Annotated in this window: 20 protein-coding genes and 1 tRNA gene; 10 read left to right on the forward strand and 11 right to left on the reverse strand. The window is 64.8% G+C overall.

Annotated features, from left to right (window positions below; translation table 11 throughout):
- Nucleotides 1–74: 74 nt before the first annotated feature.
- Together ACVIW0_RS22260 and ACVIW0_RS22265 are read right to left on the reverse strand one after the other, a co-directional pair.
- A tRNA-Gln gene (locus ACVIW0_RS22260) sits at nucleotides 75–148 on the reverse strand.
- 493 nt (nucleotides 149–641) lie between these two features.
- Nucleotides 642–3,134, reverse strand: coding sequence for a penicillin-binding protein 1A (locus ACVIW0_RS22265; RefSeq protein WP_461354279.1), 2,493 nt, complete (start codon nucleotides 3,132–3,134; stop codon nucleotides 642–644).
- Between the two features lie 552 nt (nucleotides 3,135–3,686).
- Here ACVIW0_RS22265 and ACVIW0_RS22270 point away from each other — a divergent pair.
- Entirely contained in the window at nucleotides 3,687–4,037 is a 351-nt protein-coding gene (locus tag ACVIW0_RS22270) for a hypothetical protein (RefSeq protein ID WP_461354280.1), read from the forward strand.
- Nucleotides 4,038–4,196: 159 nt separating this feature from the next.
- Here ACVIW0_RS22270 and ggt read toward each other — a convergent pair whose 3' ends face one another.
- From ggt to ACVIW0_RS22310, 8 genes are all read right to left on the reverse strand, one after another.
- The gene (ggt, locus tag ACVIW0_RS22275) at nucleotides 4,197–5,933 is read right to left on the reverse strand and encodes a gamma-glutamyltransferase (RefSeq protein ID WP_461354281.1); all 1,737 of its coding nucleotides are present in this window, start codon (nucleotides 5,931–5,933) and stop codon (nucleotides 4,197–4,199) included.
- An 85-nt stretch (nucleotides 5,934–6,018) separates the two neighbouring features.
- Complete coding sequence (locus ACVIW0_RS22280; RefSeq protein WP_461357390.1) at nucleotides 6,019–7,518, reverse strand: amino acid permease; 1,500 nt, start codon at nucleotides 7,516–7,518, stop codon at nucleotides 6,019–6,021.
- Between the two features lie 173 nt (nucleotides 7,519–7,691).
- Nucleotides 7,692–7,997 carry a BA14K family protein gene (locus ACVIW0_RS22285; RefSeq protein WP_461354282.1) on the reverse strand — a complete coding sequence of 102 codons (306 nt, stop codon included), beginning with the start codon at nucleotides 7,995–7,997 and terminating at the stop codon, nucleotides 7,692–7,694.
- Between the two features lie 177 nt (nucleotides 7,998–8,174).
- Nucleotides 8,175–8,720: a c-type cytochrome gene (locus ACVIW0_RS22290; protein WP_461354283.1), complete on the reverse strand. Its 546-nt coding sequence runs from the start codon at nucleotides 8,718–8,720 to the stop codon at nucleotides 8,175–8,177.
- Nucleotides 8,707–9,984, reverse strand: a complete 1,278-nt coding sequence (gene soxC, locus ACVIW0_RS22295) for a sulfite dehydrogenase (protein WP_461354284.1) — start codon at nucleotides 9,982–9,984, stop codon at nucleotides 8,707–8,709. Before soxC ends, ACVIW0_RS22290 begins: the two co-directional genes overlap by 14 nt.
- Before the next feature lie 262 nt (nucleotides 9,985–10,246).
- Nucleotides 10,247–10,717 (reverse strand): DUF1801 domain-containing protein, encoded by a 471-nt coding sequence (locus ACVIW0_RS22300; RefSeq protein ID WP_461357391.1) that lies wholly within the window; start codon nucleotides 10,715–10,717, stop codon nucleotides 10,247–10,249.
- 150 nt (nucleotides 10,718–10,867) lie between these two features.
- Nucleotides 10,868–11,824 (reverse strand): catechol 2,3-dioxygenase, encoded by a 957-nt coding sequence (locus ACVIW0_RS22305; RefSeq protein WP_461354285.1) that lies wholly within the window; start codon nucleotides 11,822–11,824, stop codon nucleotides 10,868–10,870.
- A 147-nt stretch (nucleotides 11,825–11,971) separates the two neighbouring features.
- Nucleotides 11,972–13,864, reverse strand: a complete 1,893-nt coding sequence (locus ACVIW0_RS22310) for a putative bifunctional diguanylate cyclase/phosphodiesterase (RefSeq protein ID WP_461354286.1) — start codon at nucleotides 13,862–13,864, stop codon at nucleotides 11,972–11,974.
- A 387-nt stretch (nucleotides 13,865–14,251) separates the two neighbouring features.
- On the opposite strand from ACVIW0_RS22310, the gene ACVIW0_RS22315 reads away from it, so the two are divergent.
- The 3 genes from ACVIW0_RS22315 (at nucleotide 14,252) to ACVIW0_RS22325 (ending at nucleotide 17,311) form a co-directional block, all read left to right on the forward strand.
- Nucleotides 14,252–16,036, forward strand: coding sequence for an ATP-binding protein (locus tag ACVIW0_RS22315; protein WP_461354287.1), 1,785 nt, complete (start codon nucleotides 14,252–14,254; stop codon nucleotides 16,034–16,036).
- A 161-nt stretch (nucleotides 16,037–16,197) separates the two neighbouring features.
- Nucleotides 16,198–16,776 carry a peroxidase-related enzyme gene (locus ACVIW0_RS22320; protein ID WP_461354288.1) on the forward strand — a complete coding sequence of 193 codons (579 nt, stop codon included), beginning with the start codon at nucleotides 16,198–16,200 and terminating at the stop codon, nucleotides 16,774–16,776.
- 22 nt (nucleotides 16,777–16,798) lie between these two features.
- Nucleotides 16,799–17,311: an MgtC/SapB family protein gene (locus ACVIW0_RS22325; RefSeq protein ID WP_461354289.1), complete on the forward strand. Its 513-nt coding sequence runs from the start codon at nucleotides 16,799–16,801 to the stop codon at nucleotides 17,309–17,311.
- Here ACVIW0_RS22325 and ACVIW0_RS22330 read toward each other — a convergent pair.
- A complete protein-coding gene (locus tag ACVIW0_RS22330; protein WP_461354290.1) occupies nucleotides 17,272–17,898 on the reverse strand; it encodes a ParB-like protein in 627 nt (208 codons plus the stop codon). The genes ACVIW0_RS22325 and ACVIW0_RS22330 overlap by 40 nt on opposite strands.
- A gap of 333 nt (nucleotides 17,899–18,231) precedes the next feature.
- Between ACVIW0_RS22330 and ACVIW0_RS22335 the strand changes: the two genes are divergently transcribed.
- The 6 genes from ACVIW0_RS22335 (at nucleotide 18,232) to ACVIW0_RS22360 (ending at nucleotide 22,314) form a co-directional block, all read left to right on the forward strand.
- Nucleotides 18,232–18,372, forward strand: a complete 141-nt coding sequence (locus tag ACVIW0_RS22335; protein WP_461354291.1) for a hypothetical protein — start codon at nucleotides 18,232–18,234, stop codon at nucleotides 18,370–18,372.
- Between the two features lie 87 nt (nucleotides 18,373–18,459).
- On the forward strand, nucleotides 18,460–18,801 hold the full coding sequence (locus ACVIW0_RS22340) for a hypothetical protein (RefSeq protein WP_461357392.1): 342 nt from the start codon (nucleotides 18,460–18,462) through the stop codon (nucleotides 18,799–18,801).
- A gap of 181 nt (nucleotides 18,802–18,982) precedes the next feature.
- Nucleotides 18,983–19,282, forward strand: coding sequence for an acyl carrier protein (locus ACVIW0_RS22345; protein WP_461354292.1), 300 nt, complete (start codon nucleotides 18,983–18,985; stop codon nucleotides 19,280–19,282).
- Between the two features lie 9 nt (nucleotides 19,283–19,291).
- Nucleotides 19,292–19,768, forward strand: a complete 477-nt coding sequence (locus ACVIW0_RS22350) for a 3-hydroxyacyl-ACP dehydratase FabZ family protein (RefSeq protein ID WP_461354293.1) — start codon at nucleotides 19,292–19,294, stop codon at nucleotides 19,766–19,768.
- Nucleotides 19,761–20,945 carry a beta-ketoacyl-ACP synthase gene (locus ACVIW0_RS22355; RefSeq protein WP_461354294.1) on the forward strand — a complete coding sequence of 395 codons (1,185 nt, stop codon included), beginning with the start codon at nucleotides 19,761–19,763 and terminating at the stop codon, nucleotides 20,943–20,945. The genes ACVIW0_RS22350 and ACVIW0_RS22355 overlap by 8 nt, the downstream gene beginning before the upstream one ends.
- 91 nt (nucleotides 20,946–21,036) lie before the next feature.
- Nucleotides 21,037–22,314 carry a beta-ketoacyl-ACP synthase gene (locus ACVIW0_RS22360; RefSeq protein WP_461354295.1) on the forward strand — a complete coding sequence of 426 codons (1,278 nt, stop codon included), beginning with the start codon at nucleotides 21,037–21,039 and terminating at the stop codon, nucleotides 22,312–22,314.
- Nucleotides 22,315–22,319 lie beyond the last annotated feature (5 nt).

Below are 22,319 nucleotides of genomic sequence, written 5' to 3' on the forward strand. Positions count from 1 at the left end.
CGCCGTCAAGGTACGTGGCGGTGGCGCCGCCATAACATGCTGTTTCTATTGGTGAAAACGAAGGACCATCAACTTGGCTGGGGAACCTGGATTCGAACCAAGACAAACAGAGTCAGAGTCTGTTGTGCTACCGTTACACCATTCCCCAAGAATCGTCCGTGGTATCAACAGCTTAGCTGAATGACTGGACATCTCGGTGCAGCGGGTTCGCCTGCAAATCAGCGCCCGCGCGAGAGCGACCTTCTACCCGCTTGGTCCCACGCTTGGCAAGCATTGTTGGCGGGGGATCGGTGTAAAATCGCGGTCCGTGACCGCGAATGAAGGCGCGTTCCCTTTCCCGCCTGCGACGTGGAAGCGTCAGTTGCAGAAGCCCGCAAAGGCCATATGCGACAGTCTCGGTCGAGGGAGACTTGGGGCGAAGGTAGGCTTGGGGCGAGGACATTCGCACAATTTTCGGAATATTAGAAGTATGCTCCTGAGTTGCCCGACGTGTCAAGTTGCTTGGCCGGACGCCGGCCACCGCCGGCTCCTTTGCATGGGGTTGTTTTCCATATTTTGTTTTGGCAGCGCCCGCTGTCGCATCCATCGCGCGTTCGCGCGAGATCGAGCCGCGGCGTCTTGTTGGGCTCCTAGCGCAGCCGTCAGTACAACCCGCCCGTCCCCGACCGCATCACGGCCCGGTCCGCGTCGGGCGAGATGCCCTGCTGGGTGCCGTCGATCACGTCGGTGCCGGCGACCAGCCCGGGATCATAGTATGGCGGTGCCTGGCCCGGCTTGAAGGCTTCGAGCACCACGCCCTTCTGGCCGGACGAGGCGCGCAGGCCGGTTTTGGCGTCGACCAGCACCAGGCGGATGCCGACCGGCTGCTTGAACGGGGTGGCGGGCTTGTCGGCCAGCGCGAGCTTCATGAAGTCGCGCGCGATCGGCGCCGCGGTGTGGCCGGCCTGCGCGTTGCGGCCGAGCGAGCGCGGCTTGTCGTAGCCGACATAGAGACCGACCACGAGGTCCGGCGAGAAACCGACGAACCAGAGATCCTTGGCCTCGTTCGAGGTGCCGGTCTTGCCGGCGAGCGGCTTGCCGACCTCCTTCAGCGCGGTACCGGTACCGGCCTGAATCACGCCCTCCATCAGCGAGGTGATCTGATAGGCGGTCATCGCGTCGAGCACCCGCTCGCGGCGGTCGACGAGCTGCGGCTCCGGCTGGCTCTTCCAGCCCTCCGGCGCGTCGCAGCCGCGGCATTCGCGCTGGTCATGCCTGAAGATGGTGTGGCCGTAGCGATCCTGGATGCGGTCGATCAAGGTCGGCTTCACGCGGATGCCGCCATTGGCGATCATCGAATAGGCCGTGGCCATCCGCATCACCGTGGTCTCGCCGGCGCCGAGCGCATAGGCGAGATAGTTCGGCAGCTCGTCATAGACGCCGAAACGCTTGGCGTACTCGCCGATGACAGGCATGCCGATTTCCTGCGCCAGCCGCACTGTCACGGTGTTGAGCGACAGCCGCAGCGCATTGCGCAGCGTGACCTGGCCCTGGTACTTGCCGGTCGAGAAGTTCTCCGGGCGCCAGACATTGCCCTGGCCCTGGTCGATCTCGATCGGCGCGTCGATCATGACGGTCGATCCGGTATAGCCATTGTCGAGCGCCGTCGAATACACGATCGGCTTGAAGGTCGATCCGGGCTGCCGGTAGGCCTGGGTCGCGCGGTTGAACTGGCTCTGGTCGAACGAGAAGCCGCCGACCATCGCGAGCACGCGGCCGGTGTGCGGATCCATCGCCACCATCGCACCCGACAGTTCCGGGATCTGGCGCAGCCGGTACTGGCCCTCGACGGGCTTGCCGTCCTTGGTGAACAGCGGGTCGGCATAGATCACGTCGCCGGGCTGCAGCACCTGCGCCACCGAGGTCGGCGTCTTGCCCTTGTACGGGCCGGACAACAGCCTCGCCCATCTCACGCCGTCCATCGTGATGATGCCGGTCTCGCGCTGCTTGCTGATGGCGCCGCCGAGCTCGCGGCCCGGCTGGAAGCCGATCCGCGCCGACTGGTCGTTGCTCTCCAGCACCACTGCCATCCGCCACGGCGAGATGTCGGACAGCGACTTGATCTCGGCCAGCGGCACGCCCCAATCGGCCGTCAGGTCAAGCTTCTGGATCGCGCCGCGATAGCCCTGCTGCTCGTCATAGTTCACGAGCCCCGCCACCATCGCCTTGCGCGCCATCACCTGGATCTTGGGATCCAGCGTGGTGCGCACCGACAGGCCGCCCTCATACAGCTTCTTCTCGCCATAGCGCTCGAAGATGTCGCGCCGGACTTCTTCGGAGAAATATTCACCGGCAAAGGTGTGCGCGCCGTTGGTGCGGCTGGTGACGGTCAGCGGCTCCTTGCGCGCCTTGTCGGCGTCGGAAGCGGTGATCCAGCCGTTCTCCTGCAGACGATCGATCACGTAGTTGCGCCGCTCGATGGCGCGCGCGCGGTTGCGCACCGGATGCAGGCTGGCCGGCATCTTCGGCAACGCCGCCAGGTAGGCCGCTTCCGAGATCGTCAGTTCGTTGACCGACTTGTCGAAATACACCAGCGAGGCCGCCGCGACGCCGTAGGCGCCGAGGCCGAGATAGATCTCGTTGAGATACAGTTCGAGGATCTTGTCCTTGGAATAGGCCCGCTCGATTCGCATCGCCAGCAGGGCTTCCTTGATCTTGCGGCTGAACGACACCTCGTTGGTCAACAGGAAGTTCTTGGCGACCTGCTGGGTGATCGTGGAGGCGCCCTGCGGACGACGGTTGGAGCCGAAATTCTGGATATAGGCGACGCCGGCGCGCGCCATGCCGGTATAGTCGACGCCGCCATGCTCATAGAAGTTCTTGTCCTCGGCGGCGAGGAAGGCATTGATGACGAGCTTCGGCACCGCCTGGATCGGCAGATAGAGCCGGCGTTCCTTGGCGAACTCGCCGAGCAGCGAACCGTCCGCCGCGTGGACGCGGGTCATCACCGGCGGCTCGTAGTTCTGGAGCTGCGAATAGTCGGGCAGGTCCTTGGAGAAATGCCAGAACAGCCCTGCGACCGCGGCCAGACCAGCCATGAACAGGATGGTTCCTGCGGTGAACAGGAACCCGAAGAACCGCAACAGAAATTTCATCGACCAGATTTTCCGTGGCGGATGCGTCGCTCGTTCTGAGCGCGCTGCGTGCCACTTAGGCTGCCCGGTATATCGGTCGTACCAGGGACCTGCAATTCAACAGCGGAGAATTAAAGCGCCTCAGGCGTCAAACTTACGCCATAGAGCCCGGCTCGTGCGCGGGCGCCAAATCAGCCGGCCTCGCCACCCCGGCGATGCTCCGCGTGGCCCGATCGATCTGCGGCCCGCTCGCCCTCCGATTCGCCCGCACTCGCCGCAGCCATCCCGCCTCTAGCGCTGCGCTTGCGCACGGAGGGACTTGCGAAAGAAAAGCGCTGAACCGGGTCGTCGCTCTCACTACCTCATTGCCGTTTCGGGTGCTGCGACATCAGAAACCGGTGGACAGTGACCGCGAGCCCGCCGGATTAACGATCTGTTAACTATAACTACCGAAAGTTGTTCGAATACACGCGACTCGCGACGGGCTGACTTCGAATGGCACTGCGCGGATTTAGACGGCCCTTTGCGGCCGACCCGAACGTCCTCGGATTTCCGAGGCCTCCCACATCGGCAATGGGTACCGAAGCCCTGGACCTCGTCTATCAGGCGGCGGATTTGTTCCGCAGCATCGAGGACAGGGCCCGTGCCGGCGAAGCCCGCGCCGAGGCCGCCGAACAGGCGCAGCTCGAAATCATCGCCGCGACCGAGCGCAAGCTGAGGGACGCGTCGCGGGCGCTCGAGGAGGCCCGGCGGCGCATCGAGACGCAGCAGGAGCAGCTCGATGCCGCCGAGTTCCGCGCCCAGGCCGCCGAAGCCGCGGCGCGCGAAGCCAGGCAATCGCTGGCCCTGGTCGAAGATGCGATCCGCCGGCGCCTGCTGCTGACCAGCGGGCACGACGACGGCCGGTCGACCACCGTTGCCTGACGCGCCGCAGTCCCCCACGCTGCCTCTTGGTCCTACGAGTCCGGATGAGCCAACGGGTCGCGCGAACGCGCGCCCGATGACAGGCTCCGCGATTTCCAGGTCTGGTCGAGTGTCCCGCATGTCGCTTCGCTCATGCGGGCTAACGTCTCACGACGACGATCAGTAGCCCGAAGCAAGCCCCGAATTGCGACGCGGATCGTTGGCGCCGTAGAAGCGATTGTTGCCGACCGGCTTGCCGTCCAGCGACGGCGCGCCGACGATGATGACCGCGAGGTGATTGGCCGGGTGCGGCGGACCGAATTTGTGGCCAATGCCTTCCAGGATCTTCCGCGTGTCCGGCGACAGCGTGAAGTCCTCGAGATTCGTCGCCTCCGGCAGCCATTGCTGGTGGAAGCGCGGCATGTCGACAGCCTCCTGTGCGTTCATGCCGTAATCGATCGCGTTGATCATCGTCAGCAGCACGGCGGTGATGATGCGGCTGCCGCCCGGGGTGCCCACCACCATGACCGGCTTGCCGTCCCTGGTGACGATGGTCGGGCTCATCGAGGACAACGGCCGCTTGCCCGGGACGATCGCGTTGGCCTCCCCCTGCACCAGGCCGTAGAGATTCGGCACGCCGATCTTGGCGGTGAAGTCGTCCATCTCATCGTTCAGCAGCACGCCGGTCTTGGCCGCCGTCACCTTGGCGCCGAACCAGTCGTTCAGCGTGTAGGTGACCGACACCGCATTGCCGTCCTTGTCGGCGATCGAATAATGCGTGGTGTTGCTGCCCTCGTGCGGCGGCACGCCGGGCTTGATGTCCCTGGAGACGCCGGCCTTGGCCGGGTCGATCGCGGCGCGGATCTTCGCGGCGTAATTCTTATCGAGCAGGCGCTCGAGCGGATTCTTCACGAAGTCGGGGTCGCCGAGATAGCTGTTGCGATCGACATAGGCATGGCGCATCGCCTCGATCTGGTAGTGTACCGCTTGCGCGGAGTGATAGCCGAGCTCCTTCAGCGGATAGCCCTCGAGGATATTGAGCACCTCGCAGATCACAACGCCGCCCGAGCTCGGCGGCGGCGCCGAGACCACGTGGTAACCGCGGTAGTCGCACTCGACCGGCGCGAGTTCGCGCACCTTGTAATTGTCGAGGTCCTCCTGCGTTAGCAGGCCCTTGCCGGCCTGGCTCGCGGCGACTATGGCCGCCCCCACCCAGCCCTTGTAGAAACCATCGGTGCCGCGCTTGCTGATCTCGCGCAGCGTCTCGGCGAGCTCGTGCTGCGTCAGCCGCTCGCCGACCTGGAACGGCTTGCCATTGTTGAGGAAGATCGCGGCCGAGGCCGGATCGTCCTGGAAATCCTTGGTCGCGGTTTCCAGCATGCTGATATCGCCCCGGTCGAGCACGAAGCCGTCCTCGGCGAGCTGCAGCGCCGGCGCGATCAGGTCGGCGCGCTTCATGGTGCCGTATTTCTCGCGCGCATATTCCATGCCGGCCACCGAGCCCGGCACGCCGACCGCGAGATGCCCCTTGGTCGACAGGCCGGGAATGACGTTGCCGTCCTTGTCGAGATACATGTTGGCGGTGGCGCCCTTCGGCGCGGTCTCGCGGAAATCCAGGAAGGTCTTGCGGCCGTCGGCAAGCTGGATGGTCATGAATCCGCCGCCGCCGAGATTGCCGGCGGCGGGATAGGCCACCGCCAGCGCGTAACCGACCGCGACCGCCGCATCGACGGCATTGCCGCCCCGCTTCAACACCTCGACGCCGACTTGGGTCGCGAGATGCTGCGCCGAGACCACCATGCCGTTCTCGGCGGCGACGGGTGCGACGGAGGCTGCCCTGCCTGGCGCCGCCGATAGAATGCCGAGTGAAACAATCGCGGCGACCATCCACCGCGCGTGTACCGTTGAATTTTGCATGGAAGGCTCCCCGGGGAATGCCGACTTGTCGCGGCTTTAAGGTGCTATTTCAGCGGGTACATCTAGCAGGCCGCACGCGTGCGCACTATAGGCCCACGCGGCCCTCGCCGCGCCGCCGCAGCCGGCTGTGACGTCTGCCATAGGCCGCATAGATCGCAAGCCCGATCACGAGCCATACCGCGAGCCTAATCCAGGTGTCGAGCGGCAGCCCGAGCATCAGGAACAGCGAGGTGGCTGCGGCAGCCGGGGCCACCAGCCAGATCGCCGGCGCCCTGAACGGCCGCGGCAGTTCCGGATCGCGCACACGCAACGCCAGCGTGCCGATTGAGACCACCGTGAATGCGAACAGTGTGCCGATCGAAACCAGTTCGCCGACCAGCCCTATCGGCAGCAGCCCGCCGAGAGCAGCGGCGACGGTGCCGGAGAAGATGGTCGAGACATACGGGGTCTGAAATCGCGGATGGATCCGGGCAGCGATGCCCGGCAGCAGCCCGTCATGCGCCATGGCGCGGAAGATCCGCGGCTGCGCCAGCAGCATGATGAGGATCACCGACGACAATCCGAACAGGATGCCGAGCTTGATGAAGGGACCGAGCCAGCCGATGCCGACGGCGTCGATGCCGAGCGCGATCGGATCCGGCACGCCGAGCCGGTCATACGGCACGATTCCGGTCAGCACGAAGCCGACCGCGACATAGAGCGCGGCGCAAATCACCAGCGAGCCGAGTATGCCGATCGGCATGTCGCGCTCCGGCACCCTCGCCTCCTGCGCCGCGGTCGACACCGCGTCGAAGCCGATGTAGGCGAAGAAAACCACCGCCGCGCCGCGGATCACGCCGGACCAGCCGAACACGCCAGGCCCCGCATTCGGCGGGATCAACGCGCCCTGCGGATTGCCCGCCGTCACCCAGTTCGCCAGCGTCACGGACGACGCCGCGGTGGCGAGAAACAATGCGATGACGACGAGCTTGACCACGACGACGAAACCGGTGAAGCGCGCGGACTCGCGAATGCCGACCACGAGCAGCGTGGTGACGAACGCGATGATCGCCATCGCCGGGATGTTGATGACCGTGCCGGTCGACGACCACGCGCCGGTATTGACGTCATAGGCGAGCGGCGCCGAGGTGAATTGCTGCGGCAGGTTGATGCCGAAATCGCGCATGAAGCTGACGAAATAGCCGGACCAGCCGACCGAGACCGCGATCGCGCCGACCGCGTATTCGAGGATCAGGTCCCAGCCGATGATCCAGGCAATCAGTTCGCCGAGCGTGGCGTAGGCGTAGGTGTAGGCGCTGCCGCAGATCGGCACGGTCGAGGCCATCTCGGCGTAGCACAGGCCGGCGAAGGCGCAGGCGACGGCGCCGAGCACGAAGGAGAGCGTGACGGCGGGACCGGCATTCGCAGCCGCCGCATGGCCGGTCAGCACGAAGATGCCGGCGCCGATGATGCCGCCGATGCCGAGCGTGACCAGTTGCAACGCCGAGAGCGAGCGCTTGAAGACCGGCGTCTCCGCGTCGCCGTCGGCCCGCGCTGCCTCCCGCAACAGCTCGGAGGTCGATTTTCGATCCCAGAAACCGCTCAGGGTGTCCGTCACGCCCGATACCCTCCGCCGCTCGGCAGATGCGATCGGCCGACTATAGCGCGACGAACGTCCGGCCGCTCGAACGCCGGGCAATGGCCGGCGCCCTTATCCACCGCCAAGAACAAAGGCCAAGAACGACGACCAGGAACGACGGCCGGGCGTGGTGCGGCGCCCTACTGGCAGGAATGACGGCGGCCGTCGCGACCACGGTAGGTGCCGGACGCCGGATCGAATGAACGATAACGTGCGCAGGGCGAGGACGGCGCCTCGGCAGGCATGGCACCGTAAGCGTTGGCCGGGTTGCCGCTGCGTTGCGCCGCCTGAGCCTCACCCCATGGCGTGAGCGCGCCGCCGTTGATCGCGCTGCGTCCAGGATTCTCTGCGTCGAAAAGGGCCGGCTCCGAGATCTGGGCCGACGCCGGCGTGAACGTCATTCCCACCAGCAGCACAGCGGCTGCAACGGCCTTGAGTCCGGCCATGTGACCTCTCCGATGCATCAATTGAAAATTGCCCGAGGGGAGCGAGAGCGCCCGGTTCCTCTAGTTGATGTGGTGACGATCAAATCCAGGCACAGGGGCAGCAGGTCACAATGCTGCGAGCCGCCGCTCCGCCGGGCACGACCACCGCGGTTTCGCGACGGAGCTCCGGTCCGTGCTTCAACGGTTATGCACGTCGGGCCGCGGGTCGGAGACGAACCCGTCGCGGTTCGGCATCTTGATGGCGCCCAGCGACCTGGCGTCGAGCACGGCATTGGCTGGCACGATGCCGTTGAGGCTCAGGATGTAGGCGGACACCGCGTAGACGTCCTCATTGCTCAGCGACTGCGGCGCGTTCTGCGGCATCGCGCGGCGGATGTAGTCGAACAGCGTCGGGGCATAGGGCCAATAGCTGCCGACGGTGCGAACCGGTTTTGGGCTCGCCAGCGTGCCCTGACCGCCGACCAGGCGATCGCCGACGCCGCCCTGCCCGTTGTCGCCATGGCACGCCGCGCACTGCTCGGCGAACACGATGCGGCCGCGTTCGACGGTGCCGCTGCCCGGCGGCAGGTTGGAGCCGTCGCGACCGATGTCGATATTCCAGCCGGCGATCTCGGCAGGCGTTGCCGGACGGCCGATGCCAAAGCGATCCTCCGCCTGCGCAGCAGCAGCAAGCATCGCGATCGCACCCGCGAGCAACGCCGCCTTGAGGTTAGGCCTGGGCATTGGTCACCTCGCCGTTCGCATCGATGCGCCAGGGCCAGATCGCGTTGTTATGGTAGAACGAGTTGAGACCACGCACCTTGACCAATTCCGGCAACGTCGGCTGGACGTAGCCGGTCTCGTCGATGGCGCGGCTTTGGATCACCGCCGGGCTGCCGTCCCAGTGCCAGGGCAAGCGGAAGCGCGTCAGCGCCCGTGTCAGCACCGGCTCCTGCAGTTCGGCTTGCTGCCAGCTCTTGCCCTCATCGAACGAGACCTCGACGCTCTTGATCTTGCCGCGGCCGCTCCAGGCGATCCCGGTGATCTCGTGAAAGCCGTGCGTGGCCAGCTTCTGCCCGCCGGACGGCCGCGTGATGATCGACTTGGCTTCCATGTAGAAGGTGAATTCGCGCGACGTGCCGTCGGGCATCGGGTCGGTGTATTTCGCGGTCTCCTCGCGCGAATAGGCCGGCTCGGCGACCACCTTGAGCCGGCGCAGCCACTTCACGCTCATGTTGCCCTCGAAGCCCGGCAACAACAGCCGCAGCGGATAGCCCTGCTGCGGACGCAGCCGCTCGCCGTTCTGGCTGTAGACCAGCATGGCGTCGTCGAGGCATTTCTCGATCGGGATCGAGCGCGTCAGCGCGGCGGCATCGGCGCCTTCGGCAACGATCCATTTGGCGCCCGCCTGCAGGCCGGCTTCGTCCAGCACCGTCTTGAGCGGCACGCCGGTCCATTCCGCGCAGCTCAGGAGGCCGACAAGGTCGGAGGCGGTCTTGCCATAGGGCTTGGTGTAGACCGGATTGCCGGAGCATTCGAGGAAGTGGATGCGCGACTGCGACGGAAAGCGGCGGATGTCCTCCATCGTAAACACCAGCGGGCGATCGACCATGCCGTGCAGCATCAACCGGTGCTCGGCCGGATCGATGGTCGGCACGCCGCCATGGTGGCGTTCGTAGAACAGGCCATTCGGCGTGATGATGCCGTCGAGCTCCTGCAACGGCGTGCGGCCCGAGGCGGAGATGTATTGCGGCAGCGTCTTCGAGATGTTCTTGACGACGCCCTTCTCGTGAATCGATGGCGTGCCATAGGGCTGGCTTCCCATCGGATCGCCAGGCGCTTTCATCCATTCCGGCACGTTGGGCGGAAGATTATTCCCCTGTTCGGCAAGCGCGGGAGAACCGGCCACTCCTGAGATCGCGGAGCCACCGGCCAGTGCTGCGCCCGCCTGAAGGAATCGCCTGCGAGACGCCTCTCGCACGCGCTTGTCCGTCGTGTGTTCGCTCATCGACGTTTTCCTCTGACGTTACGACAGCATGATCCGGAAAAGTTGCGAAGCGGTCTTCCGAAAAGATCATGGCAGGACAACAATCCAAAGCGCGATGACGATTCATCGTGCTTGGTGCAGCCTAGCACCAAATGCCCGAGGCGATGCAATGATCCCACGCGCAGAGCTGCATCAGCTGCATACTGCGCGCGGGCGATCTGCATTGTGTGCGAGGTACCTTCGACAGCCGAGGGCATCACCCATACCACGCCGATGGTGACGGTCACATCTGTTCGCCGGGCAATTCGCTGGCCTGCTTCACCCAGCCCGTGAACTGCGCTTCATCGAGCTCGTCGTTCTCGTGAATGTCGAGATAGCGCGTGTGCTGCTGCCTGGACTTGCCGGGCGGCACCGGATGCAGCGACGCGCCGCGAAAAAACACCACCTTGACGTAGCGCGTGAAGACATGGAAGCCGAGAAACCAGCCCTTCCCTTCCATGCCGTAGAGCGGCGAGTTCCATTTCACCGCCTTGTGCACGCCAGGAATGGTGCGCTCGATGAGCGCGTCAAGCTTGCGTCCGACGTCCCGCTTCCACCCCGGCATCGCCGCGATATAGGTTTGCACGGGGGCGTCACCATACCCCTTTGCGATCTGCGGATTGCCGCCTGCGAGCAGGCGTGGCTTTGAAGCCCCACGCTTCGCGGAGCTCTTCTCCGCTCTCTTCGCCGACGTCGTGGGCGTCTTGCCAGCCATTGTGCCTGCTCTCATCGGTTCATGCACGGCGCGCTGCGGCGGGCGCTCGAACCGGATCATATCGACCACGCGCGCATGTTGTCGTCATCGACCGCGGGCGTTCGCGGCGGCGTGTCGACGCGCGCGATCTTGCGCTGCCGCCGCCAACGCTTAGCCGGTCACCGGCGGCGTGCCGTGGGTATGGAACGACTCGATCGTCTTCAACCCCCAGGCCTGTCCTTTCTTGCGTTCCTCCTCGGTCCACACGATCGGCTTCCAGTCCGGCGCAAGGATCAGGCGGGCGCCGGCATTGGCGACCTCGACGCGGTTGCCGCCGGGTTCATAGACATAGAGGAAGAAGGTCTGCTGGATCGCGTGCTTGTGCGGCCCGGTCTCGATATGCACGCCATGCTCGAGGAAGATATCCGCGGCCCGCAGGATCTCCTCGCGGCTGTCGAGCGCATAGGTCACGTGATGAAACCGGCCGCGCTTGCCGTAATGATCGCGGGTGTAGGCGAAGTCGTAGCTCTTGTTCGACATCGTCATCCACATTGCCGCTTCGGTGCCGTCGTTGAGCACGATCTGCTCGGTGGTGCGGCAGCCCAGATAAGTCTCGAAGAACAGGCGGTTGGCCTTGATGTCGACCGCAAGGCAATTGAGATGGTCGAGCCGGCGGACATTGACGCCGCGCGCCGGAAAGCGCTGCGCCTGGTTCTTCAGCGCGGGCTTCAGGTCGGCCGGCGCCTCGTACCACTCGGTCTCGTAATAGAGCTCGATGACATGGCCGTCGGGATCGCGGCAGCGAAACGCCGGTCCCTGCCCCATGTCACCTTCAACCCAGCCGATGTCGAAGCCCGAGCCCTTCAGTGCGGCAACGCGGCGCTCGAGCGCCTGCGGACTGCGCGCCCGCAGCGCCATGTGCTCCATGCCGGATGTGTTCGACGCGGTGAGCTTCAGCGAATAACGCTCGTAATCGTCCCAGCCGCGCAGATAGACCGACTCGCCCTTGCGGCCGCTGACGGTCATGCCCATGACGTCAACGAAGAATTTGAGGCTCTCGTCCGGCGTCGGCGTCAAGAGCTCCATGTGTCCGAGATGAGCGAGATCGAAGATCGGTTCCGGCTGCATGGGACGGTCTCCTTGCGTGACGCCACCGGACCGGCCCTTTTTACGCGGGCGACGGCGGCGCCTCTCGATTTGTACTAGTGTACAAAGGATTAGGTCCCGTCAACAAATTGTTGGCGCCGGCATCGCGGCATGCATCGATGCCGGTGGTCAGGCGACCGAGACGGCCTTCTCGCGATGCGAGGACAGCAGCGTACGGATTTCGACATCCGGCACAGGCCGGCTGAACAGATAGCCCTGCATCTCGGTGCAGCCGAGGATGCGCAGCAGGTTGCGCTGCTGCTCGGTCTCGACGCCCTCCGCGGTCGTCGTCATGTCGCTTGCGGCGGCGATGTTCACGACGGCCTGGACGATGGTGGACGACGCGCCGGTCCCGGCCAGATCCTTGATGAAGGCGCGATCTATCTTGATCTTGTCGAACGGGAAGCGCTGCAGATAGCTCAGCGACGAATAGCCGGTGCCGAAATCGTCGAGCGCGATGCGGACGCCGAGATCGCGCAGCTGATGCAGGACATCGAGCGCGGCCTCGTCGTCTCGGATCAGCACGGCTTCGGTGATCTCGAGCTCGAGCCGCGAGGGTGCCAGTCCCGACGCCGCCAGCGCGGCGGCGACATTCAGCGCCAGCGTCTGGCTCTTGAACTGGATCGGCGACACGTTGACCGCGACATGGACATGATCCGGCCACTTCACGGCTTCGCGGCATGCGGTGTTCAGCACCCAGTGCCCGAGATCGTTGATCAGGCCGGTGTCCTCGGCGACCGGGATGAAATCCGCCGGCGAGACGGTGCCGCGTTCGGGATGGCGCCAGCGCAGCAGCGCCTCGCAGCAGCTGACCCGGCCGTCCTCGAGATGCAGCAGCGGCTGATAGTGCAGCTCGAAATTGCCGTCGACGATGGCCTGGCGCAATTCCAGCTCCAGGCTGCGCCGCGCCTTGGCGCGCGCGTCCATGCCGGCCTCGAAGAAGCGGTAGGTGCGGCGGCCGTCGCTCTTGGCGCCATAGAGCGCGAGATCGGCGTTGCGCAGCAATTGATCGAGCTCGAGGCCGTCGGCCGGCGCAACCGCGATGCCGATGCTGGCGTCAGTGGTGATGAGATGCCCGCTGCAATCGACCGGCTGGCGGATCGCCTGATAGATCGCGGCCAACAGCTGCATGGTGTGGGTCTGATCGCGGACCGCGGTCTGGATCACGGCAAATTCGTCGCCGCCGAGCCGCGCTGCGACGTCGGTGTCCCCGAGGCAGGAGCGCAGGCGATCGGCCACGGCCCTCAGCAATTCGTCGCCGATCTGATGGCCGAGCGCGTCGTTGACGCTCTTGAACTCGTCGATGTCGATATACATGACCGCGAGTTGCTCATGCGGCCCGATCGCTTTCAGCGCCTGATCGAGCCGTTGGCGGAACAGCACGCGGTTGGGCAGATCGGTGAGCGCATCGTAATGCGCCATGTAGGCGATCTTGTTCTCGGTGCGCGTCCGCTCAGTGACGTCCTCGATGGTCGCGACCCAGCCGCCCTCCGGCAGCGGCTTGTTGACGATCTCGATCGCCCGCCCGCCCGGCGCCTCGGTCAGCTGGCGCGTCGCCTTGCCGAGCTTCACGTTGCGGATGATGGCATCGCAGAACGCGTCGACGTCGCCATCGAACGAGCCGGTCTCCTGCCGGTGCGCGATCAGCCGCTGCATGGTGCAGCCCGGCTTTGCCACATCGGGCGAAAGCCCGAACATCTCGATATAGGGCCGGTTGCAGATGATGATGCGCGCCGAGGCATCGTAGAGCACGAGCCCCTGCGGAATGTTGTCGACGGCAGTCATCAGATTGCGACGTTCGGTGGCGAGCCGTGCGTCGGAGATTTCATGCCGCTTCAGCAACAGGAAGACGATCACGGCCATGATCGCGAACGCCGCCATCAGCAGGCCTTCGCGCTCGCTCCATTGTGCGGTCACGCTTCCGAACAGGCTGCCGACCAGCATGCCGGCACAGAACGCCAGGCCCTTGGTGGTGCCGGCGTCGGCATTTCCTGGTGATGAATTGCGGTGTTCGATGCGCACGCTGATCTCTCCCGGACGCGGCATCGTTACGCAGCACAAATGGAAAGGTCGTTACAAACCGCAGTTAGCAATCGGTTACACGATACCAGACGACAGCGGGCGACCAACCATGCCGGGCGCCCCGTAAACCTACGGAGCCGCCGGCGCACTTCTCCGAGATGGTGAATGCCGCATTAACAGGAAAGCCGTGAAATAATCGCCGCTGTGCCGGAACGCGACGCTCGGCCGCCGAAGCGGCGCGATATCGCGACACGATAGAAACAAATCGTCACCGGGAAGGAGTAGATTTAGCCGAACCGAAACTTCTGCGACTTAACGGTTTTTCCAATCCCGGGCGGGCATATTGGTCCGGACATTTAGATTTCGCGAACGAGCCGGGCGAGAACAGTGACATCTTTTGGACGTGTGATCTCTGTGCGCGGCTCGCAGGCCCGGGTTGGGCTGCTGGCGGGCGGCCAGATGCAACTTTCAGAAATGCGCGCGACCGTCGGCCGGTTCGTCAGCATCCGCTGCGCGAGCTCGGTCATCGTCGCCATGATCACCGAGGTGTCCTGCGAAAACCTGCCGGCGTCCGACGAGTATATGGCAACCGCCTCGGTCGATCTGCTCGGCGAAATCCTCGGCGGCGATCGCCCGAAATTCCAGCGCGGCGTCACCCATTACCCAACCATCGGCGACAGCACCGACCTGATCACCAACCAGGAGCTGCGCACGGTCTACGCACCGAGCGGCTCCGACCAGATCAATGTCGGCACGCTGCAGCAGGATCGCTCCGTCATTGCCTATGTCGACGTCGAGGAAATGCTGTCCAAGCACTTCGCGGTGCTCGGCTCGACCGGCGTCGGCAAATCCACCGGCGTCTCGCTGCTGCTCAACGAGATCCTGAAGTCGCGGCCGAACCTGCGCATCTTCCTGCTCGACGTCCACAACGAATACGGCCGCTGCTTCGGCGAGCGCGCGCAGGTGCTCAACCCGCGAAACCTCAAGCTGCCGTTCTGGCTGTTCAACTTCGAAGAGATCGTCGACGTATTGTTCGGCGGCCGCCCCGGCGTGCCCGAAGAGCTCGACATCCTCGCCGAAGTGATCCCGATGGCGAAGGGCATCTACACCCAGTACCAGAATTCCGACCGGGTCGGTCTCGGGCTGAAGCGCGTCGACCCCAAGCAGGTCGGCTACACCGTCGACACGCCGGTGCCCTATCGCCTGGTCGACCTGATCTCGCTGATCGACGAGCGCATGGGCAAGCTGGAGAACCGCTCCTCGCGCATCATCTATCACAAGCTGATCTCGCGCATCGACGCGGTGCGCAACGACCCGCGCTACGCCTTCATGTTCGACAATGCCAATGTCGGCGGCGACACCATGGCCGAGGTGATCAGCCATCTGTTCCGCCTGCCCGCCAACGGCAAGCCGATGACCATCATGCAACTCGCGGGCTTCCCCGCCGAAGTCGTCGATTCCGTGGTGTCGGTGTTGTGCCGCATGGCGTTCGATTTCGGACTGTGGAGCGACGGCGTCTCGCCGATGCTGTTCGTCTGCGAGGAAGCGCACCGCTACGCATCCGCCGATCGCAATATCGGCTTCGGGCCGACCCGCAAGGCGGTGTCGCGCATCGCCAAGGAAGGCCGCAAATACGGCGTCTATCTCGGCCTGATCACCCAGCGCCCGGCCGAGCTCGACGCCACCATCATCTCCCAGTGCAACACGCTGTTCACGATGCGGCTTGCCAACGACCGCGACCAGGCTCTGCTGCGCTCCGCGGTGTCGGACGCCGCGGCCAACCTGCTGTCGTTCGTGCCCTCGCTCGGCACCCGCGAAGTGCTGGCGTTCGGCGAAGGCGTGGCGCTGCCGACGCGGCTGCGCTTCAAGGAGGTGCCGCCGCACCAGCTGCCGCGTGGCGAGGCCACCATCGCCACGGTGCCGTCGGTCACCGCCGGCCACGACATGCATTTCGTCAGCGCGGTGCTGGAGCGCTGGCGCGGCGCCACCTCGCATCGCGACAATGCGCCGAACGATCCAGGGCTGAATTCGGGGCTGAATTCGGGGCTCAACTCCGGCCTCAACTCTCCCGCACCGGCACGCACGATGGCGCCGGCCGAGGCGCCGATGCTGCAGCCGTCACTGGGTCTCGATCCGGATCGCTTCTCGCTCCTGAAGAAGCCGCTGCGCTAACGTCACGGCCGCAAGGCGACGATGCGACTTGCACCCGAGCGCCTTGTACCCAAAGCGCCTTGCACCCAAAGCGTCTTGCACCCAAAGTGCCTTGAACCCGAGCCGTCATCCACTATGGTTTCGCCTGACGCCGCGTCCTTGCGGCATGCTGGAACCATCTGATGACGCAGCCAACCGCAAAACGCTTCCCGACGCCCGCTCTCGACCAGCTCCCCGACGATATCCGCAGCCGTATTCTGGCGGTGCAGGAGAAGTCCGGCTTCGTGCCGAACGTCTTCCTCACTTTGGCCTATCGGCCCGATGAGTTTCGCGCCTTCTTTGCCTATCACGACGCACTGATGGAGAAGGACTCCGGCCTCTCCAAGGCCGAGCGCGAGATGATCGTGGTGGCGACCAGCGCCGCCAATCAGTGCCAGTATTGCGTGATCGCCCATGGTGCGATCCTGCGCATTCGCGCCAAGAATCCGGAGATCGCCGACCAGATCGCGATCAACTACCGCAAGGCCGACATCACGCCGCGGCAGCGCGCCATGCTCGACTTCGCCATGAAGGTGAGCCGCGCGGCCGAGGAGGTCGCGGAAGCCGACTTCGCCGCGCTCACAGCCCACGGCTTCAGCGACGACGACGTCTGGGATATTGCCGCGGTGGCGGCGTTCTTCGCGCTGTCGAACCGGCTCGCCAACGTCACCAGCATGCGACCGAATGCCGAGTTCTACATGCTCGGGCGGCAGCCGAAATAGAGGCGGCTTATTAGGGGACATCTTGGTGGACTGGAGCGAGATCATCCTGCGGCTCGGCGCGGCCACCCTGGCCGGCAGCGCGATCGGGCTCGACCGCGACCTGCGCGGCAAGCCGATCGGCCTGAAGACGCTCGGCCTCGTCAGCCTCTCGACCGCGACCGTCGTGCTGCTGGCCTTGCATGGGGTCGATCCCGGGAAATTCACCGATGCGGTCAGCCGCGTGATCCAGGGCGTGCTGACCGGCATCGGCTTTCTCGGCGCCGGCGTGATCGTCCGGCGCGGCGACCGTTTTCACGTCCACGGCCTGACCAGCGCCGCATGCGCGTTCTTCGCCGCATGCGTCGGGATCGTCTGCGGCTCCGGACACTGGCCGATCGTCCTTACCGCGCTCGCGCTGGCATTCCTGCTGCTGACCCTTGGCACGCGCACCGAGCGGTGGCTGCACCATGTGCTCGGCGGCAAGGAAGATCCACCCAAGCCGGAGCCCATCCCCGGTCAGTCGTCGGATGCCGGCCCGCACCAGCCGGGCAGATAGACCGCGTCCTTGCTGCGGCCGAGCGCCAGGCCCTTCTCCAGCGCCTTGGAGAAATTGTTCTCCACCGTCTTGCGCGGGATGTGGCGGCGCAGGAAATCGGCCCACAGGAACTCGCTGAACGGCGTCGTGTCCTTGGCGAAGCCGCCGGCCCGGCGCATCTCGCCGGCAAGGCTGCGGAACGGATCGTCCTTGAGATCCTTGATCGACCTCGGAATGTCCTTGAAGTGGCAACGATCGCCCTTGGCATTGTAGGGATACACCCAGCGCTTGTTGTCCATCACGCCCCAGAACACGTCTCGCTCGACCATCGTGAGATCGCCGATCACCGTGACCAGGATGTCTTTGACGCCCTCCTCATGCAGCGCCCGCGCCATATGATGGTGATCGACCACGTAGTAACGATCGTCGGGACCGTGCACGACCGGGATCATGTGCTTGCCCAGCAGCTCGGCGCGCTTCTTGTCCGAGCTGTGCTCGCGCCAGCGCTTCCGCTTCTCCTTCACCTCATGCATGCCGACCGTCATCTGGGTCGGCCGCAGCGACATGATCGGGACCGGTTTGACGTAAGGCTCGCGCGTATGGGCCATGATCTGCACTCCCGTTCGACCGGTATCCCGGAATGAGTTCCACTATGACATGATGTGATAGGCAGAAAAAAGAGCCGGTTCGACGGAATGGGTTTGCGAGCCAACGAACGCCTGAAGGCCCGCACGATCCGCCTCGGCAATCGCGAGGTGGTGACCGAGGGGTTGGAGCTCAGCAGACATCCGCCATCGCTCCATCGCCAATGCCACCGCGCGGCTGTGGCTGTTGAAGACCGTGTCAGCAAGGAAAGCATGGCCTAACGCAGATCCCACGAACTGCCGTTAGTGCAGCCGTCAATACCGGTCTCGGCCTGATCGTCTCGCGCTACGACGACGTTGCAGCGCAAACTGTGCATGCGCCAAAACGAGCATTCCGCCATCAGCACCGGCCATCGCAATGCCGCGATCCTTCGCACGACCGACGACGGCCGCCTGCGGATCGACGACGGTCGGTTCCACGAGATGTCCGAAGGATGAATACCACCTCTGCGCGCATCAAGATTTTAGGTGTGAAGCGCGGCGAACATGCTAAACATGAGCGGCGACGCGACCGGACTGACAACAGTGAAGACGCAGCGGCCAATTTCCTCGGATGACGAGCACGTGGTGCTCAAATTCCGGCCGCGTACCTCAGCGCAGCCGCCCGGCAAGCGCGAGCAACCGATCCGGCCGGGCCGCCCCGCTTCCGTCGCCAACGACCTCTCCCGTTACGAGAAGCCGCGCGAGGAGCCGGACGATTTCCGCCAGCGCATGCTCGCCAACATCGCCGCCTTCGCTTTCACCGTGGCACTCACCGCGATCGGCATCTGGCTCGCCATGAGCATCGCCGATTTACGCAAGACTCAGGATTGCGTGCTGATGGGACGCCGGGATTGCGCGAAGATTACGGTGATGCCACGCACCTAGGCGGGCCGGAACCGTGCCCAAAAACCGTCCTGGCCGGCCCGGTCAAGCTCCATTGAACTAACGGCCCTGCTCCGATATACGGGCACACGACTCCGGCAGCAGCAATAGGGATTTCCGGGGCACCGCGCCCGCCTCCTGCAAGCCGACCCGGAATTACCTTCAAAATATCAAAGGCTTAATGATGTCCTCCACATTCGAGCAGATCGCCAACATTATCGCGGAGACCTGCGACATCCCGCGCGATACGATCAAGCCGGAGAGCCACGCGATCGACGATCTGGGGATCGACAGCCTCGACTTCCTCGACATCGCCTTTGCCATCGACAAGGCGTTCGGCATCAAGATGCCGCTCGAGAAGTGGACCCAGGAGGTCAACGACGGCAAGGCCACCACGGAGCAGTATTTCGTGCTGCAGAATCTCGCCGACCGCATCGACGAACTGGTTGCGGCCAAGAACGCGGGCGCGGGCACGGGCTCGTAACCGCCCATCATGCAGCTCGAAACCTTTCAGCTGATCGATCGGATCGTCGACCTCAACCTCGACGCAAAGACCATTGTCGTCGAGGCGGATGTCCCGCCGGACAGCCATTCGGTGTTCACCGGGCACTTCCCGGGTTACCCGATCATGCCCGGCGTGCTGCTCACCGAAGCGATGGCACAGAGCTCGGGCTGGCTGATCCTCGGTCTGACCAGGTTCGAGCGCATGCCCTTCCTCGCGATGGTCAAGGAAGCCAAGATGCGCGGCTTCGTCGGCCCCGGTTCGACACTGACGATCGAAGCCAAGATCGAACACGAAGGTTCAGGCTTCACTGTGACCTCGGCGAAAGTCCGCGTCGGCAAGGAGCTCAAATGCAATGCCGAGCTGACCTTCCGTCATATTCCCTTCCCCAGCCCGGACTTGCGCGTGCACATGGATGCGATGGCCGCCAAGATCGGGTTTCCGCAGCAGGCAATGAATAATGGCTGAGAAGGAAGTCTGGATCACCGGCGTAGGCCTGCTCTCCTCGCTCGGCGAGGGGCTCGATGCGCATTGGCAGGCGCTGGGCGAAAAGCGCGTCAATGCCGACGACAAGCGTTTCGCGCCCTACGTGATCCATCCGATCGCCCCCGTGAGCTTCGACGCGCAGATCCCGAAGAAGGGCGATCAGCGCCAGATGGAGCTGTGGCAGCGGATCGGCACCTACGCCGCCGGGCTGGCGCTCGATTCCGCCGGCGTCAAAGGCAACCAGGAAATCCTGTCGCGGATGGACATGATCATCGCAGCCGGTGGCGGCGAGCGTGACCTCACTGTCGACCTGGCGATCATGAACGCCGACGCGCAGGGCAAGCTGCCGCCCGCCCTGCTCAACGAGAAGCTGATGAACGAGCTGCGTCCGACGCTGTTCCTGGCGCAGCTCTCCAACTTGCTCGCCGGCAACATCGCGATCGTTCACGGCGTGTGCGGGACGTCGCGTACCTTCATGGGCGAGGAAGCCGCGAGCATCGATGCTGCGCGGATCGCGGTCGCCCGCATCGGGGCCGGACAGAGCGACATCGCGCTGGTCGGTGCGGCCCATAACGGCGATCGCGGCGACCTCTTGATGCTCTATTCATTCGGCGACTTCGCCCTCAAGGATCAATACGCGCCGGTCTGGGCGCGCAGGAATCATCCGGGCTTCGCAATCGGCTCGGCCGGCGCCTTCCTGGTGATGGAATCGCGCGAGCACGCCGAGGCGCGCGGCGCCAAGCCGTACGCCAAGCTGACCAAGGTGGTCGCGGATCTGGCCAAGCGCAAGGAGCCCGGCGCCGTGACGAAGTCGCTGCAGGCGATGTGGCCGCAGCTCGGCGTCAGCGACGCCAATGCCATGCTGATCACGGGAGCGAGCGGCGCGGAGCCTGCGACCACCGAGGAGCGCGAATTCCTCGGCCAGCATCCGGACCTTGCCGTGCGCGCCACCGGGACGACCTTTGGGCACACCATGGAGGCCCAGTTCCCGCTCGGGCTCGCACTGGCCGCATTGTCGATCTCGCGCGGCGCGCTTTATCCGGCCAACGACCCGACCGGGCTTGAGGTTGAAAAGACCGAGGCGCCAACCCAGATTGTCGTGTTGGGGGTCGGCCACTGGCAGGGCGAAGGCATGGCGCTGGTCGAGGCCGTCAGTTAGAGCATGATGAAGATCATGCTATAACAAATAGTCAGAGCCCGATGAGTCTCATCGGGCTCTTAAGTCCGGCGCAAGCACCGACGGGGACACCATGACAGCACCACGCGATAAATTCGGCCGACCGATCGTTGTCGTGACCGGCATGGGAATCGTGACGTCGCTCGGCGGCGGCAAGACCGACAATTGGAAGCGCCTCACCGCGGGCGAGTCCGGCATCAAGACCGTCACCCGCTTCCCGCTCGACAGCATGAAGACGACGATGGCCGGCGCCGTCGATTTCGTCACCGTCGATCCGTTCTCCTCGACCAGCCTGTCGCAGCGCCTGGCGGAGATCGCAGCCGAAGAGGCGCTGGAGCAATCCGGCATCGGCAGCAAGGGCGACTTCCCCGGCCCGCTGTTCCTGGCGGTCGCACCGATCGAGACCGAATGGCCGCAGCGGCTCGAGGTTGCGCGCGACGTTCCGACCAAGGACTTCGGCATCATCGAATATCTGGCGACCTGCAGCGGCGGCAAGTTCACGCACTTCCACCGGCGCTTCACCTTCGGCTCGGTCGCCCTCAGTCTCGCCGAGACCTTCGGCACCAAGGGCTCGCCGATTTCGCTCTCGACGGCATGCGCATCCGGCGCGACCGCGATCCAGCTCGGGGTCGAGGCGATCCGCCGCGGCGAAACCGATGCCACGCTGTGCATCGCCACCGACGGCTCGGTCAATCCCGAAGCCATGGTGCGGTTCTCGCTGCTGTCGGCGCTTTCCACCCAGAACGATCCGCCGCAGGCCGCCTCCAAGCCGTTCTCGAAGAACCGCGACGGCTTCGTGATGGCCGAAGGCGCCGGTGCCCTGGTGCTGGAGAGCTACGACGCCGCGATGGCGCGTGGCGCGCGCATCCTCGGCGTCGTCGCCGGCTGCGGCGAGCTGACCGACTCCTTCCACCGCACCCGCTCGGCCCCCGACGGCAAGCCGGCGATCGGCTGCGTCCGCAAGACGCTTGCGGACGCCGGCATGGAGCCCGAGCAGATCGATCACATCAACGCGCACGGCACGTCGACGCCGGAAAACGACAAGATGGAATATCTGGCCACCTCGGCCGTGTTCGGCGAGCACACCAAGAACATTCCGGTGTCGTCGAACAAGTCGATGGTCGGCCACACCATCTCGGCTGCCGGGGCCGTCGAGGCGATCTTCTCGCTGCTCACGCTCGAGCATCAGCGGATTCCGCCGACGATCAATTACGAGGTACCCGATCCCGCGATCCCGTTCGATGTGGTGGGCAACAAGGCGCGCGATGCCAAGGTGACCGCCGTGATGTCGAACTCGTTCGGGTTCGGCGGGCAGAACGCCTCGCTGATCCTGACGCGCGAGCCGGCCTAGCTCGG

Source organism: Bradyrhizobium sp. USDA 4454 (genome assembly GCF_054822705.1).

Excerpts from the sequence above, each read along its gene's own strand:
- ACVIW0_RS22265 (WP_461354279.1), bottom strand. The coding sequence starts at position 3,134 with ATGAAATTTCTGTTGCGGTTCTTCGGGTTCCTGTTCACCGCAGGAACC.
- ACVIW0_RS22270 (WP_461354280.1), top strand. The coding sequence starts at position 3,687 with ATGGGTACCGAAGCCCTGGACCTCGTCTATCAGGCGGCGGATTTGTTC.
- ggt (WP_461354281.1), bottom strand. The coding sequence starts at position 5,933 with ATGCAAAATTCAACGGTACACGCGCGGTGGATGGTCGCCGCGATTGTT.
- ACVIW0_RS22285 (WP_461354282.1), bottom strand. The coding sequence starts at position 7,997 with ATGGCCGGACTCAAGGCCGTTGCAGCCGCTGTGCTGCTGGTGGGAATG.
- ACVIW0_RS22290 (WP_461354283.1), bottom strand. The coding sequence starts at position 8,720 with ATGCCCAGGCCTAACCTCAAGGCGGCGTTGCTCGCGGGTGCGATCGCG.
- soxC (WP_461354284.1), bottom strand. The coding sequence starts at position 9,984 with ATGAGCGAACACACGACGGACAAGCGCGTGCGAGAGGCGTCTCGCAGG.
- ACVIW0_RS22300 (WP_461357391.1), bottom strand. The coding sequence starts at position 10,717 with ATGGCTGGCAAGACGCCCACGACGTCGGCGAAGAGAGCGGAGAAGAGC.
- ACVIW0_RS22305 (WP_461354285.1), bottom strand. The coding sequence starts at position 11,824 with ATGCAGCCGGAACCGATCTTCGATCTCGCTCATCTCGGACACATGGAG.
- ACVIW0_RS22320 (WP_461354288.1), top strand. The coding sequence starts at position 16,198 with ATGACGCAGCCAACCGCAAAACGCTTCCCGACGCCCGCTCTCGACCAG.
- ACVIW0_RS22330 (WP_461354290.1), bottom strand. The coding sequence starts at position 17,898 with ATGGCCCATACGCGCGAGCCTTACGTCAAACCGGTCCCGATCATGTCG.
- ACVIW0_RS22345 (WP_461354292.1), top strand. The coding sequence starts at position 18,983 with ATGTCCTCCACATTCGAGCAGATCGCCAACATTATCGCGGAGACCTGC.
- ACVIW0_RS22350 (WP_461354293.1), top strand. The coding sequence starts at position 19,292 with ATGCAGCTCGAAACCTTTCAGCTGATCGATCGGATCGTCGACCTCAAC.
- ACVIW0_RS22355 (WP_461354294.1), top strand. The coding sequence starts at position 19,761 with ATGGCTGAGAAGGAAGTCTGGATCACCGGCGTAGGCCTGCTCTCCTCG.
- ACVIW0_RS22360 (WP_461354295.1), top strand. The coding sequence starts at position 21,037 with ATGACAGCACCACGCGATAAATTCGGCCGACCGATCGTTGTCGTGACC.